The sequence below is a fragment of the Paraburkholderia sp. genome, from assembly GCF_036488505.1.
Lineage (GTDB): Bacteria > Pseudomonadota > Gammaproteobacteria > Burkholderiales > Burkholderiaceae > Paraburkholderia.
On the sequence record NZ_DASXHN010000202.1, the window covers coordinates 1 to 14929 of the forward strand.

Annotated in this window: 11 protein-coding genes and 1 pseudogene; 8 read left to right on the forward strand and 4 right to left on the reverse strand. The window is 64.2% G+C overall.

Annotated elements, in window-relative coordinates; genetic code table 11:
• On the forward strand, positions 1-276 hold a 276-nt coding region (locus VGH68_RS12060; RefSeq protein ID WP_331603853.1), incomplete at its 5' end, for an enolase C-terminal domain-like protein.
• Positions 277-379: 103 nt separating this feature from the next.
• Here VGH68_RS12060 and VGH68_RS12065 read toward each other — a convergent pair.
• Positions 380-1888, reverse strand: coding sequence for an MFS transporter (locus VGH68_RS12065; RefSeq protein ID WP_331603890.1), 1509 nt, complete (start codon positions 1886-1888; stop codon positions 380-382).
• Between the two features lie 497 nt (positions 1889-2385).
• On the opposite strand from VGH68_RS12065, the gene VGH68_RS12070 reads away from it, so the two are divergent.
• The 3 genes from VGH68_RS12070 (at position 2386) to VGH68_RS12080 (ending at position 5754) form a co-directional block, all read left to right on the forward strand.
• Complete coding sequence (locus VGH68_RS12070; protein WP_331603891.1) at positions 2386-3387, forward strand: porin; 1002 nt, start codon at positions 2386-2388, stop codon at positions 3385-3387.
• A 111-nt stretch (positions 3388-3498) separates the two neighbouring features.
• Positions 3499-4206, forward strand: coding sequence for a dienelactone hydrolase family protein (locus VGH68_RS12075; protein ID WP_331603854.1), 708 nt, complete (start codon positions 3499-3501; stop codon positions 4204-4206).
• A gap of 306 nt (positions 4207-4512) precedes the next feature.
• The gene (locus VGH68_RS12080) at positions 4513-5754 is read left to right on the forward strand and encodes a Zn-dependent hydrolase (protein ID WP_331603855.1); all 1242 of its coding nucleotides are present in this window, start codon (positions 4513-4515) and stop codon (positions 5752-5754) included.
• An 89-nt stretch (positions 5755-5843) separates the two neighbouring features.
• Here the strand turns inward: VGH68_RS12080 and VGH68_RS12085 are convergent, their stop codons facing one another.
• Positions 5844-6485, reverse strand: a complete 642-nt coding sequence (locus VGH68_RS12085; protein ID WP_331603856.1) for a methylated-DNA--[protein]-cysteine S-methyltransferase — start codon at positions 6483-6485, stop codon at positions 5844-5846.
• Between the two features lie 268 nt (positions 6486-6753).
• Here VGH68_RS12085 and VGH68_RS12090 point away from each other — a divergent pair, with 268 nt between their 5' ends.
• Both VGH68_RS12090 and VGH68_RS12095 read left to right on the forward strand, forming a co-directional pair.
• Positions 6754-8100, forward strand: coding sequence for a leucine-rich repeat-containing protein kinase family protein (locus tag VGH68_RS12090; RefSeq protein ID WP_331603857.1), 1347 nt, complete (start codon positions 6754-6756; stop codon positions 8098-8100).
• 100 nt (positions 8101-8200) lie between these two features.
• Positions 8201-9181 carry a substrate-binding domain-containing protein gene (locus VGH68_RS12095; RefSeq protein WP_331603858.1) on the forward strand — a complete coding sequence of 327 codons (981 nt, stop codon included), beginning with the start codon at positions 8201-8203 and terminating at the stop codon, positions 9179-9181.
• A 96-nt stretch (positions 9182-9277) separates the two neighbouring features.
• Here the strand turns inward: VGH68_RS12095 and VGH68_RS12100 are convergent, their stop codons facing one another.
• Positions 9278-9721 carry a PRC-barrel domain-containing protein gene (locus VGH68_RS12100; protein ID WP_331603859.1) on the reverse strand — a complete coding sequence of 148 codons (444 nt, stop codon included), beginning with the start codon at positions 9719-9721 and terminating at the stop codon, positions 9278-9280.
• Between the two features lie 98 nt (positions 9722-9819).
• On the reverse strand, positions 9820-11211 hold the full coding sequence (locus VGH68_RS12105) for a TIGR00366 family protein (protein WP_331603860.1): 1392 nt from the start codon (positions 11209-11211) through the stop codon (positions 9820-9822).
• Between the two features lie 608 nt (positions 11212-11819).
• Here VGH68_RS12105 and ilvD point away from each other — a divergent pair.
• Positions 11820-13682: a dihydroxy-acid dehydratase gene (ilvD, locus tag VGH68_RS12110; protein ID WP_331603861.1), complete on the forward strand. Its 1863-nt coding sequence runs from the start codon at positions 11820-11822 to the stop codon at positions 13680-13682.
• Positions 13683-14025: 343 nt separating this feature from the next.
• Positions 14026-14739 (forward strand): annotated as a pseudogene (locus VGH68_RS12115) (porin); the annotation flags it as partial.
• Between the last annotated feature and the right edge of the window lie 190 nt (positions 14740-14929).

The following is a 14929-nucleotide window of genomic DNA, read 5'->3' on the forward strand; positions in this document are numbered from 1 at the left end:
GCGGCCGCCGCGCCGGGCAAGATCACCGCGATCGACACCCACTGGATCTGGCAGGACGGCCAGTTCCTGACGCGGGACCCGCTGCAGATCGTCGGCGGCAAGGTGAAGGTGCCGCGCAAGCCGGGCCTCGGCGTCGAGCTGGATATGGACGCGCTCGAAAAGGCTCATGCGCTGTATCTGCAGCATGGCCTTGGCGCGCGCGACGACGGCGTGGCGATGCAGTATCTGATTCCGAACTGGAAGTTTGATAACAAGCGTCCGTGTCTGGTGCGTTGATACCGTTACGACAGATGTGAGAAAGGCGGCGGCACGGTTTTGCGTGCCGCCGCCTTTTCTATTGGATGTGGGTTGCCGAGCAGCCAGCCGCGGCACTTTCCTTTCACCCGCGCCGAAACACCACCTGTGAAATCCGCTGCACCAGCAGCGCGGCCGCGAGCGATGCGACCGCCGTCAGCCACACGCCGATATGAATCGACTGCACCAGCGCGTCGCGCGCGGTGTCGAGCAGCGCGAGCGTGTTGAGCCCTGACGATTTCATATCCGCGATCAACTGCGTGCGCGCAGCGTCGTCGATCAGGATGCGCAGATCGACGAAGCGCGGCCGCCATTGCGATGCCGCCGGCTCGCCAAGCACGCTCATCGTGCGCGTGACGACGTTGCGGTAGTGATGCGACACGACGGTCGCGACGATACTCGTGCCCAGCATGCCGCCGACCATCCGCGTGGATTGCAGCAGCGCGGTCGTGATGCCGAAGCGTTCCCGCCCGGCGATTTCCTGCGCGAACACGTTCAGGTTGTTCAGAATGAAACCGAGGCCAATGCCCACCGCCCCCATCGGCATGACGATGCGCAGGCGCGGCGTACCGGGATTGGCGAACGCGAGCGCGATCGACGCGAACATCAACAGCGCGAAACCGATCGACAGAATGCGCGTGGGCTTTTTCATGTGAATCACGATGCGCGTATTCAGCAGACTGCCGAGCGCGATGCAGGCGGCGATCGGCGTCGCGAGCAGGCCCGCCTGCTGCGGCGACAGGCCGAAGCCGCCTTGCAGCAGCAGCGGCGCGAAGAAGATCAGCGAGAACATTACGAAGCCGGACAGCATGCCGAGCGTAAACAGCGTGACGAGCTGCGGGTCCTTGAACAGGTCGAGCGGGATGATCGGATGGGTTGCACGCTTTTCGCAGATCAGCAGCGCGACCGCGCCGACGATCACGCCGGCGCCGAGCACCAGATTGCCCGCCGTGAGGCCGTCCTTCGGCACGGCTTCGATAAACGCCTGCAAGCCGCCGAGCACGCCCGCTACCAGCGCGGCGCCGAGCCAGTCGATCTTCACCTCGCCTTGCTGCGGCCGCCGGAACGTCGGCAGATGCACCCAGATGAAATAGAGCGCCGCCGCGCCGACCGGCAGATTCACGAGAAACGTGGAGCGCCAGCCGAGGTGCTCGCTCATCCAGCCACCGAGCGACGGACCGGCCGCGGTGCCGATGCCGTATGCGGCGGCGAGCACCACCTGCCAGCGCACGCGCGTGCGCGGATCGGGGAACAGATCCGGGATCGACGCGAACGCGGTGCCGACCATCATGCCGCCGCCGGCGCCTTGCAGCCCGCGCGCGATCGTCAGGAACAGCATGTTCGGCGCGAGGCCGCACAACACCGACGCGGCCGTGAACGTGATCACTGCGGCGATCACGAAGCGCTTGCGCCCGAAGTAGTCGCCGAGCCGTCCGAACACTGGCACCGTGACGACCGACGCGAGCAGATACGCGCTTGCGATCCACGCGAAATATTCAAAACCGTGCAGTTCGGCGACGATCGACGGCAACGCGGTGCTGACCACCGTCTGATCGAGCGCGACCAGCATGTTGACGAGGCCGATGCCGAGCATCGCGAGCAGCGCGTTCCGAAACGGCAGCGTGGGGGTGGGTGGGGGAGCGGCGGTGGTGGCGGTTGAATTCACGGAAGCGGGCAGAGGCGGTTCAGGGTGGGGCGCGTCAGATTGTGGGGGGCGACGATTGTACGAAAGTTGTCTGACCTCTCGGTCGATTATATGGGTTTTCCCCTATCAAAAAAACGATTCGTGCGGTGGAAGAGACAGCTGAGCGGGCGAAAAGCCGGCCTGCGGCTGGTACGGTTCGTGCAACTCGGCGACGGCGCGCACGTGGGCGCGTGGGCGCGCACGCCGAATCACGCGATTCAGCGTGGTAATTTCTGTGGCGCACCATACCGATCGATGTGCCAGCGGAGGACCTCACCCTGCGCCACGCTACGGCTTTACCTTTGAAGACCCGCCAGACCCTCGGAACTCCATCGCTCGCGCGAATCGCGACGAGGCTTTGGCGCGCGCTCACCTGCACGCGCATCGGTCCCGGCTTCATCGCCGCCATCGCGTTGCTGCTGTGCTCGCAGCCCGCGCCAGCCGCCCAGATCAACGCGGGCTTCGTCTCGCTATACGGCGTGCTCGACACCAGCCTGGAAATCACCGACCCCGGCTCCGGCTGGACTCCACGGCTCGACTCGGGCGCGTTTCGCGGCTCGCGCTTCGGGCTGCATGGCGCGGAGCCGATCGGCGGCGGTACCGCGATCGTGTTTACGCTCGAGAACGGCTTCAGCTCGGTCGACGGCTCGCTACAGGTGCCCGGCTCGATCTTCAACCGCCAGGCGTGGATCGGCGCAAGCGGTCCATGGGGTGAAGTGCGGGCCGGCCGCCAGTACTCGCCGATCTATATCCCGTTCAAGGGCGATCTGGATGCATTCGGCGCCGGCACGATCGCATCGGGACTCAACAATCTGTCGAAGATCACGCCGTACGCGAGCAGCGCGGTCGCGTATCTGTCGCCACGGGTCGCGGGCTTCGCCGCCACGGTGATGCTGGCGACGCGCGACCCATCGGAACAGGACGGCAACGGCATCGATGGCTACTACGTGACCGCGTCGTATCGGATCGACGAACTGCATCTGCTGTACGCGCGTCAGCAGACGCACGGCGCCGGCGCGCTGCGCGCGAATCTCGGCGGCGCGAGCTACGGGTTCGGCAAGCTGCGCGTGTGGCTGTCGTTTTTCAACGGCGACGGCGGCGCGCCGGTCTATCACGCTGCGGGCGGTTCGCTCTCTGCGCAGTACAGTCTGTCGGCGAACGCGCGGGCTTCGCTCGGCTATGCGCACGTGCGCGACTACACGACGCCCGATGGGAGCGCCGATCAGTTCAGCGCCGCGTTCGAGTACGACCTGTCGCGCACGCTGCAGCTTTACTTCAGCGCCGCCTACCTCGCGAATCACGACGACTCGAGCTTTACGCTGCGCGGTGTCAACGTGACCGGGCTGCCGGTCGCCTATCCGGGCGCGCCCGTCGCGGGCGTGCAATTCGGCGTGCTGGAGCGGTTCTAGCGTGCAATCGCGATTCGGCTGGATCGCGATTGCACGTGAGCGCGCGTCCGGCGGAACAGACATCGGGCACTGGCGCTATGCTAGCGCTTTCGTCTACTCGAGGAGCAACCGATGACCCAGCCAGCAGGTTCGATGATCACGTTCAACCGTCCCGACGGCCAGCAGCTCCAGGGCTATCTCGCGAAGCCGGCCAAAGCCGATGGCGCGCCGGCTATCGTCGTGATCCAGGAATGGTGGGGCTTGAACGAGCAGATTCGCGGCGTCGCCGACCGGCTCGCGCAGGCCGGTTATCTGGCGCTGGTGCCCGACCTCTATCGCGGCAAGTCGACCGTCGAGCAGGAAGAAGCGCACCACCTGATGAGCGCCCTCGATTTCGGCGACGCCGCCACGCAGGACGTGCGCGGCGCGGTGCAGTATCTGAAGCAGCACACGGCGAAGGTCGGCGTGACCGGCTATTGCATGGGCGGCGCGCTGACGCTGCTCGCGCTGTGCAATGTGCCTGAGCTGTCGGCTGGCGCAGTCTGGTATGGCTTTCCTCCGCTCGACTATATCGACGCGTCGAAAATCAACGTGCCGGTGTTGGGCCATTGGGCGTTGCAGGACCAATTCTTCGCCGCCGAAACCGTTGATACGCTACAGAAGAAGCTGACCGACGCCAAAGTCGATATCGAGTTTCATCGCTATCTGGCGCACCATGCATTCGCGAACGAAACGGCGGTAGGCCCCGGCCGTATCGCGCAGACGCAATACGATCCGGTTTGGGCGCAGCAGGCGTGGGATCGCACGTTGACGTTCTTCGGCCGCACGTTGTGGCAGTGACAGGCTAATAAAGTAAGTGGACGCCAGTCCACTTCCGGCTGTAGCGCCGTGATCTGATTCGGCGTTCCGCAACTGGCCGCGCGGCATCGAAGCGCGGCCATTTTTATATGCGGCGCGGCCCTTTGCGGCGCGCCAGTCTTCCGTATCAGCGGCTATGATTCGCCCAAGGCGAAGACACCGTGCGCCGTACGACTGCGGGTTCGCTAGCGCATCGGATGGCAAGCGCGCGTTTCGGCTCGCTTACAACATCTCGCCGGGCGATTTTTCGCGCGGCGGGGTCCGCAATCAATCGAAGGAGATCACAACGTGGTGAAGATCGATCCGTGCCGTCTGATGGCCGACCTCGAACAGCTGCGCAGCTTCGGCGCGACCGGCCCGGGTGTGGTTCGGCTGTCGCTGTCGCCGGTGGATCTGGCCGCGCGTGAATGGCTGGTCGCACGGATGACCGAAGCGGGGCTCGACGCGCGCATCGACGGCGTGGGGACCGTGTTCGGACGCTCGCGCAACAGCGGCCCGGCGCTCGTGATCGGCTCGCACACCGACACGCAGCCGACCGGCGGCTGGCTCGATGGCGCGCTGGGCGTGATGTACGGCCTCGAGATCGCCCGCGCGCTGGCGGAAAACGATGCGACGCGTCACCTCGCGGTCGACGTCGCGTCGTGGATCGACGAGGAGGGCACGTTCTCGGGCTTTCTCGGCAGCCGCAGCTTCGTCGGCGAGCCGGTCGACGAATCGATTCGCGGCGCGACCAACCGGCACGGCGAGCGCCTCGAAGACGTGCTGAAGACGGCGGGACTCGCGGGGCGCCCGCGCGAGCGTTTCGAAGCGGGGCGTCAGGTCGCGTATCTGGAGCCGCATATCGAGCAGGGTGGCCGGCTGGAAGCCGTCGGCAAGTCGATCGGCGTGGTCACGACGATCGTCGGCTTGCGCGACGTACGGCTGCGCTTTCACGGTCAGCGCAATCATGCGGGCACGACACCGATGGCGATCCGCCGCGATGCCGGCGCGGCGCTGGTCGCGTTTATCGCGCGGATGAACGACGCGTTCAAGCCGCTCGTCGACGCCGATACGGTGTGGACCGTGGGCCGCATCGATCTCGATCCGGGCTCGATGAGCGTCGTGCCGGGAACGGCCGACATGTATCTGCAATTCCGCGACGCGAATGCCGGGCGCCTCGATGCGATGGAACAGAAGCTGACGGAGTTGGCGCGCGACTTCAATGCGCAAAACGCGGTGCGCGTCGAATTGCAGACGCTGGACGATCCGGTCGAACCGGTCAGCATGGATGCGACGCTCGCCGAACATATCGCGCGAGCAGCCGAAGCGCTCGCGCCGGGGCACTGGCTGCGCATGCCGAGCGGCGCCGCGCACGACGCGCAGTTGATCGCGCGTTGCATGCCGGCCTGCATGATGTTCGTGCCGAGTATCGGTGGCGTGAGTCACGACTTTATCGAGGACACGGCCGACGAACATATCGTGCTCGGCTGCCAGGTCGCCGCGACGGCGGCCGCTTCGATCCTGCTGGACGCATGGTCGAAGCGTTCGTGATTCGACGCGGACGTGGGTGGCGCGGTCGACGGACCGCGTTGCCAACGTCGGCAACGTGAATGAAGCGTTGGCGTGGTTGCCCGGCTAGTTCACTGCGTTTCCCAGTGACCGAACAACGACGCCTGCGTGCCACGGCTCGGCATCGCACGTGTTGGTTTTGCAGGCACGCCAGCTGTGGCCGCTCGCGTTGCGTGGCGCGGCGGCTCGTGCAACTGCGCGCCAGCCGCTGTCGCGGCCGCTTCGAGCGAAGTCTGGCCGGCCTCCAGTGAAAGCAGCAGCATCTTGTTCGCGAGGCCGCCGGCAAACCCGGTTAGCTCGCCCGACGCGCCAATCACCCGATGACATGGCGCGACGATCGAAATCGGATTTCGGCCGTTGGCCGCGCCGACCGCCCGCACCGCACCGACATTGCCCACCTGGTGCGCGATCTCCGTATAGCTGCGGGTCTGGCCGAACGGAATCGTCAGCAGCGCGTGCCAGACCTTCTTCTGAAATTCGGTGCCCTGAAACGCGAGCGGCAAATCGAAAGCTTGCCGCGTGCCGGCGAAGTATTCCCGCAATTGCCGCTCGGTGTCGACCAGTACCGCAAGCTCGTTCGCTTCGGTCATCTCGCCGAGGCGCACCCGGTTCGGCTTGTCGTGTTCCCACAGAATCGCGGCGAGGCATGCGCCGTTGGCCACGAGTTTCAATTGGCCGACGGGCGAATCGATCAATTTGTATGCGTAGGTCATTTGGTGTAACTCCTGACGGGTTCGGACGCGCGAATCGCGAGGCGGCTGCGCGGAGCGGCGCAAAAGCCCACACGAAAGTGGCGTCGATGTCCGATAGTGTGGCGCTCGCGTTGTCCGAACGCGCTCCACATATTGCTGTCTCATTCGCGTTCGCCATGGCCGCGGCGGATGCAACGATGCGGTCACTGTACCGCAGGCACTGCGCAACTCAGTAGAATCGATAGCGTCGGTATCGCACGGCGCTGCCCGAACCTCTTTGCTCACGACTGTGACTACGACTTTAGAACAACTCCGCGCCGGGCAACTGGCGGGTGTGCGTGAACTCAAACTGGCGTGCGGTTTGAAACAGCTTCCGCGCGAGGTTTTCGATCTCGCCGATACGCTCGAAGTGCTCGACCTGTCGAACAACGCGCTGTCGACGTTGCCCGACGATCTGCCACGCCTACGCAAACTGCGCATCCTATTCGCGTCGAACAACGCGTTTACTGCACTGCCGGAAGTGCTGGGCGACTGCACGCAATTGAGCATGATCGGCTTCAAGGCAAATCGCATTAGCGAAGTGCCGGCGGCCGCGTTGCCGCCTGCATTACGCTGGTTGATCCTGACCGACAACGAAATCGGGCATCTGCCAGCCGAACTAGGTCGTTGCATGCAATTGCAGAAGCTGATGCTGGCCGGCAACCGGCTGCGCGCGTTGCCCGAGGAATTGGCCGCCTGCTCGCGGCTCGAACTGCTGCGGCTGGCGGCGAACCGGTTCGCCGCGTTGCCGCGCTGGTTGCTGCGACTGCCGCGCCTCGCATGGCTCGCGTATGCGGGCAATCCGTTCGGCGCCGCGCTCGAAGACGCGGCGCTGAGCGATACGCCGATCCGCGCAATCCGCTGGGACCGGCTGACGCTCGAGCAGCCGCTGGGCGAGGGCGCGTCGGGCGTGATCTATCGCGCGACGCTGCGCGACGATCGCGACGGCGGCCGCCAGCGTCAGCGTGCGGTGGCCGTCAAACTGTTCAAAGGCGCCGTGACCAGCGACGGTCTGCCCGACTGCGAAATGGCCGCTTGGATTCGCGCTGGCGACGAGGCGAGCCTGATCCCGGTGCTCGGCAAGGTGATCGATCATCCGGCGGCCACACATGGGCTGGTGATGGAGCTGATCGATCCGCGTTTCGGCAACCTCGCGGGTCCGCCGAGTCTTGCGTCGTGTACGCGCGATGTCTATCGCGATGGTTTGCGGTTCGATCTCGGTGCGGTAGTGGGCATCGCGAGCGGCATCGCGAATGTCGGGAGCCATCTGCATCGGCGCGGCATCATGCATGGCGATCTGTACGCGCACAACATCCTCCACGACGGCGCGGGTCACGCGCTGCTCGGCGACTTCGGCGCCGCATCGTTCTACGACGCGAGCGATCGCGATCTTGGCGTCGCGTTGCAGCGGCTCGAAGTCAGAGCGTATGGCTGTCTGCTCGAAGAACTGATCGAGCGTTGCGACGCACTGGATGCGCAACCGCAGATCGCCGCCGAACTCGTCGCGTTGAGAACGCGTTGTCTGAGTGAAGCAATCGATAGCCGGCCGCTCTTCGACGAAATCGCCGCTAGCCTGTCGGTGCTGAAGGAGCAATGATGAGCGTGCAAAGGTTTTTTCGTGGCCGGGCGCTGTCCGCGCGATTCACAACGGTGCGCCGCGTGGTGTTCGATCAGCACGTGCGCGACGGAGTGAAGCCATGACGCGGAATCTGCGCCGCCGCATCTTGCTCGCGAGCGCGTTGAGCGCCACGGGTCTCGCTGGCCTTCCCGTGTTCGCGGGCGACGCGTATGCCGAAGTAGCGCCCGGTACCACGCTCAAAATCGCGCTCGTGCTGAAAGCGACGTCCGATCCGTTCACGGTTTCGATGCTCGATGCCGCTCGCAATTACCAGCAGCACTTCGCGTCGCAATTCAATCTGACGATTCGCAGCACGACCAAACAGACCGACACCGCCGCGCAGATCCGGATGGTCGACGAGATGATCAGGGCGAAGATGAACGCGATCGTGATCGCGCCGACCGATTCGAAGGCGCTGATTCCGGTCGTCGGGCGCGGCATCAAGGCCGGCATCATCATGATCGTGATCGACAGTCCGCTCGACGCAGTGGCGCAGGAAGCCGCCGGCATTTCAGTACCGTTCGTCGGGCCGAACAACCGCAAAGGTGCGAAGCAGGTTGGCGATTATCTGGCGGCGCGTTTAGCGCCCGGCGATCAGGTGGGGATCATCGAAGGCACTCGTGCAAGCGGTAATGCGCAAGAGCGCACGGCCGGCTACCGCGAAGCAATGGAAGCGGTGAACGCGCAGGTCGTCGCGGTCGAGCCAGGCAATTGGGATTACGGCAAGGGTCGCGACGTCGCTGCGAAAATGCTCGCCGAGCATCAGCAATTGCGCGCGCTGCTGTGCGGCAACGACAACATGGCGATGGGCGCGGTCGATGCAATCCGCGATGCGGGCCGCGGCGGTGGCGTGTATGTGACCGGCTACAACGCGATCGATGCGATCAGACCGCTGCTTGCCGATGGCCGCGTACTGGCAACGATGAATCAGTTCGCCGACCGGCAGGCAGTGTTCGGTATCGACTTTGCGTTGAAGGCGGTGACCGAGCGGCGCAAGCAGCGGGAACTGTCAAAGGTGATCGAGACGCCGCTGCAACTGGTAACCGCCGCCAAACGTTGAAGCGAAGCACCGGTTATTTCGCGCTTCGCCCGCGCGGCAATAAGAAGCGCGCGCCTCGATGACGCGGCCCGTCGCGCCAATACCTTGTTTGCTGTTTCATTCAGCCGACACCTTGTGCGGCTTCGTCGCTTTCTCGAGCTTGTTGTACTCGAATTCGGGCACCGACTTCAACGCGTCCTTGGTTGCGCCTGCAAGGAACAGATTGCCGTCGCGGATCTGGAAATGATCGACCGGAATCGCGACGTAGTGCTTGCCCATGCCGAGAAATCCGCCCACCGATACCACCGCGTAGGTCGCCTTGCGATCCGGCGCGATGATCACGTCGTAGATGCTGCCGATCTTGTCGTTCAGATCGTTGTAGACGGGCTCATCGACGAGCGCGCGCCGCACGCTCCAGCCCTTCAGTAGCGCATCGGTCTGTTCGACGGTGCCGCCGAGCGGCTGCAGTCCCGCGATCTGGGCAAGCGCCGCCGGCGACGCGCTGAGCGCGGCGAGTGTGGCCGCGCAGATCATCGTGCATGTCAACTTTTTTGCTTTCATTGTTGGACTCCCTGATTGCCTGTCGGAATGATTCTGCGTGTGTCGAAGGCGTTAGCAGGGAGCGTGCCTGGGGCGCGGGTGACGTCCGGTTGCGCTGATCAAGGCACCAGCCACAATGCGACCGCGTAAATCACGAGCGACACCGCGAACGTCACCGCCGTATATCCCATCACGCGCTGAATCCGGATACCCGCGATCGCGACGATCGGCACGGCCCAGAACGGCTGCAGCATATTCGACACGTTCTCCGCCATCGCGACGCCCATCGCCGTACGGGGCACCGATGCATGCAGACTGATCGCAGCGGGCAGCACGAACGGACCCTGCACGGCCCAGTGACCACCGGCGCTTGGCACGAGTAGCGTGATGATCAGCGAGCTCAGATAACTCCACAGCGGGAGGGTGACCGGCGACGCGATCGTCACGAACGCCTTCGCAATCATCGACGCGAGCCCCGTGCCTTTCATGATGCCCATGATCCCGCCGTACATCGGATATTGCAGCAGCATCGAACCGGTTTGACGCGCGGCGCGGCGAATCGAATTCGCGTAGGCGATCGGCGTGCGCTGCAGCGCGAGACCGATCAGCAGAAAGATCAGGATCGTGTTGTTGATGTCGAGATCGAAGCCTTCCTTGTGCCACGTCATCGCCAGATAGCCGATGCCGAGCGCCAGCAGCAACAGCGTGCCGAGCATCGACCGTTCGAGGCGTGCCGCGAGCGACGACGCATCGCTCGCGCGGGCGTGCGGATCGTCGCTCTGTGCGTCGGCCGCGTTCTCGCCGCTCTGACGAAACGCGACCACGTTGTGCGCTTTCGGATGCATGTTGATGAAGATCGCGGTCATTACGACGACGACCAGCACCGTTGGAATAAAGACGAATGGCGCGAAGATCGTCTCGCTGAGCGGCACCACGTGGCCGGTCGCTTTCTCGACGAGATTCAGCGCATTGCCGTGCGATGCCTGCGACAGCGCGATCGAACTCGACAGACCGCTATTGCAGATCGACCACGCCGAATAGCTGCCGGCCACGAGCCATGCGAAATCGACGTCGACGCGCCGCGCGATTTCCCGCGATAGCAGCGCGCCGACGATCAGCCCGAGCCCCCAGTTGAGCCACGCCGCAACCGCGACGACCGGAAACACGAGCAGTGCGGCGCGCGTCGGCGTGTGGGCGTGGGCGGCAAGCGCGCGCAATCCGCGCTGCACGATGGGTGCTTCCGCGATCGCATAGCCGGTGGCGAGGATCAGGATCATCTGCAGCGCGAAGCCCAGAATGCCGAATGTGCCGGTGTACCAGGAATCGAGCAGTGTCGGCAGCGTGCCGCCCGGCGCGATCAATAGCGCCAGCACCGCGACGAAGAACGTCAGGCAGATCGACAGCACGAACGGATCGGGCATGACCTGCTCGAAAACATAAACCAGGCTGCCGACGATGCCGCGTGAAGCGGCAGGCTCGGCAGCAGCTTTAACGGAGTGATCTCGCTTCATGGGGTGTGTGACTTTGAGTGGTGGCCGGCCGTTTGCGGCACGGAGCGGACGGAACGGCGCGCCGGACCCGCGTGTTCGGGATATGCGCAGGTACCGCTGACGCGTTTGCGTGACCTGACCTCGATGAGAGGGAGCTTCGTGGAAATGCCCAAGCGTGGACCGGGGCTTTACCGCAGTCTTTGTTAATCACGGCTGTGTGCCATGAAAGACTTCTGATTGCTTTTCATTGTTCTTACAACGAACGGTGCTTCGATTAACGAACATGTGATTATTCGCCCCGGTGCACGCGGTGTCAACAAACTGCGATCCATCACCTCGGCAACGGTGCGTCGACGGTGGTCGCCGTCGGCGTCCGTCGACGCCCCTAAGTCGGCGCGGCTCTCGATCGCCAACTAATACGTTTTTCGACCTAATCGCGCCGAAAAAGTATATTGGACGTCTTACTGGCGTTCTTGCACTATTCGATGCCAGCGCGCGCGCTGCACACCATTGCGGTCCGCACCGCACGCGAGCCGAACGTGGCACCGCCGCCGCTACCAACGTTGCGGTGTTCAGCCAGTCATCGCAGGCGCTATTCGAATTCAATAACAGCAATCCCGAGGATACAGATGCCCCACTATCGCTCACGCACTTCGACTCACGGCCGCAACATGGCCGGCGCCCGCGCGCTGTGGCGCGCGACCGGCATGAAAGACGACGATTTCGGCAAGCCGATCGTCGCGGTCGTGAACTCGTTCACGCAGTTCGTGCCGGGCCACGTGCATCTGCGCGACCTCGGCGCGCTGGTCGCGCAGCAGATCGAGGCGGCCGGTGGCGTCGCGAAGGAATTCAACACGATCGCTGTCGACGACGGCATCGCGATGGGCCACGGCGGCATGCTGTATTCGCTGCCATCGCGCGAACTGATCGCGGACTCGGTCGAATACATGGTCAACGCGCATTGCGCGGACGCGATGGTCTGCATCTCCAACTGCGACAAGATCACCCCGGGCATGTTGATGGCCGCGATGCGTCTGAACATTCCGGTCGTGTTCGTCTCCGGCGGTCCCATGGAAGCAGGCAAGGTCAGGTCGCCGGCCGACGGCCAGGTGATCGCGAAGATCGACCTGATCGACGCGATGATCAAGGCAGCCGACCCGAAGATCAGCGACGCGGAAGTCGCCGAAGTCGAGCGCAACGCCTGCCCGACCTGTGGTTCGTGCTCGGGCATGTTCACCGCGAATTCGATGAACTGCCTGACGGAGGCGATCGGCCTCGCGCTGCCGGGCAACGGCACGATCGTCGCGACGCACGCATGGCGCAAGGGGCTGTTCGAACAGGCGGGCCGTCTGGTCGTCGATCTGTGCCGCCGCTACTATCAGGAAGAAGATGCATCGGTCCTGCCGCGCAGCATTGCGACCAAGAAGGCGTTCGAAAACGCGATGACGCTCGACGTCGCGATGGGCGGTTCGACCAACACCGTGTTGCACCTGCTGGCCGCCGCGCAGGAAGCGGGTGTCGACTTCACGATGTCGGATATCGATCGCATTTCGCGCAACGTGCCGTGCCTGTGCAAAGCCGCGCCGATGACTGACAAGTACCACATCGAGGACGTGCATCGCGCGGGCGGCATCATCGGTATCCTCGGCGAGCTCGCGCGCGCGGAACTGCTCGACCTGTCGTGCGGCAACGTGCACAGCGGCACGCTCGGCAACGCGATCGCGAAGTGGGACGTCGCCGGCGGCGCGAGTGAAGAAGCGCAAAAGTTCTTCCGCGCGGCGCCGGGCGGCATTCCGACTACCGTCGCGTTCAGCCAGGAAGCAACGTTCACGACGCTCGACACCGATCGCAAGAGCGGCTGTATCCGCAGCAAGGAGAACGCCTATTCGAAGGACGGCGGCCTCGCGGTGCTGTACGGCAATCTCGCGGAGAAGGGCTGTATCGTCAAGACCGCTGGCGTTGATGAATCGCAGTGGCTGTTCTCGGGCCGTGCGCGCGTGTTCGAAAGCCAGGACGAAGCGGTCGATGCGATTCTCGGCGACAAGGTCGTGCCGGGCGATGTCGTCGTGATCCGCTATGAAGGTCCGAAGGGCGGCCCCGGCATGCAGGAAATGCTGTACCCGACGTCGTATCTGAAGTCGAAGGGTCTCGGCAAGAGCTGCGCGCTGTTTACCGATGGCCGCTTTTCGGGCGGCTCGTCGGGCCTCGTGATCGGCCACGCGTCGCCGGAAGCGGCCGAAGGCGGCACGATCGGCCTGGTCGAAGACGGCGACGTGATCGAGATCGATATCCCGCAGCGCAAGATGCATCTGGTGGTGTCGGACGAGGAACTCGCGCGCCGTCGCGCGGCGATGGAAGCACGCGGTGACGACGCGTGGCAGCCGGTCAATCGCGAGCGCGTGGTGTCGCAGGCATTGCAGGCGTATGCGGCGTTGGCGACGTCGGCCGACCGCGGCGCGGTGCGCGATATTTCGCAGCTGAAGCGCAAATAACGCGCGAGGTGTGTGCAACGGCTCCAGCGCGGCGACGCGATCGGGGCTGGTAAAGAGGCCCGTATGCGGGGGACTGCGTACCGGCCTCTGCGTTTATCGGGGCGATCGGTGTTCGTACGTTGCCCGGTGTCTTTGAGGAAGCTGATCGACGCGCGCGACGATAGCTGGTATAGGCATTCACAACTTGTCGTCCCCTTCCTTCTGCTATCAGCGTCTCGCGGACGGCGCCGGCCGTTAGCCCGAGTGCACGGTCGTGCGGGTAACAAAACAGCTGGCGATCGAATTGCGCTGTGAAAAAGAGCGCCCGCTCCGTGCTCAGGAACGCTGAGCATCAACACGCGCGACGTTGGACGCGTATCTTCCGAATGCACGAAGCGACAATACGGTCGCGTACAAGGGTACGTTCAGAGGGCTGACAGCGGGTGCGACCTATTCGTTCGGACGCGACAGCGCCGGCACCGGCAATTCGCCCGGTCAGGGAACTTGCGCCGGACAGGTGCCAGGCGATATCAATCAGTGTCGCCAGTGGAGCGCGATGCTCAAGTATGACGGCACCAACTTCGGGCTTGCATCGGCCTACGACGAGCAGCGCGGAGGCACGAACGCAGCCGCGAACTTCTTCGATGGGATCGCCCCGGGCGCGATCGCGTCGAGCGGGGCAAAGGACGCCCGCGTGCAGGCAAACGGCTACGTGAGGCTGTGGGACGTGAAAATCGGCGGCGGCTGGATTGGCCGGCGCGTCGAGCCGGATACATCGGTTGCCAGCGTTCGCTCGAATCTTTTTTATCTTGGTGCGCAGTACTACGTCACGCCGGCTTTTGCGATCGATGGCGAGGCATACCGGGTGCTCGTGCAGCAACACGACACCAGGGCAACAATGGCCGATCTTCGGGCCACGTACTTTCTGTCGAAGCGGACCGCGGTGTAAGGAAATATTGCGTACCTGTGGAACAGCGCAAAGGCACGCTTCTCGGTAAGCGCGGGCGGCGGAGGCACGAACCCGACGGCGGGAGTTGGGCAACTCGGTGCAATCGTCGGGATCCGGCAGATGTTCTGACGGAGTCCGCGCGGGACTGTTGAATTAAAGCTCCCGCGCGATCGGGGCGCGCGCTGATCGCATTGATCGGCGGTCGTGATGACTTGATAAAAAATCGCTGATTCACCGCGTTTGGCCGCTTGTTTACACTCGTCACGCGATCCGGCCGCGCTGTGTTAGGCGTAACTGCCGCACGCCTGCCGCTTCGACG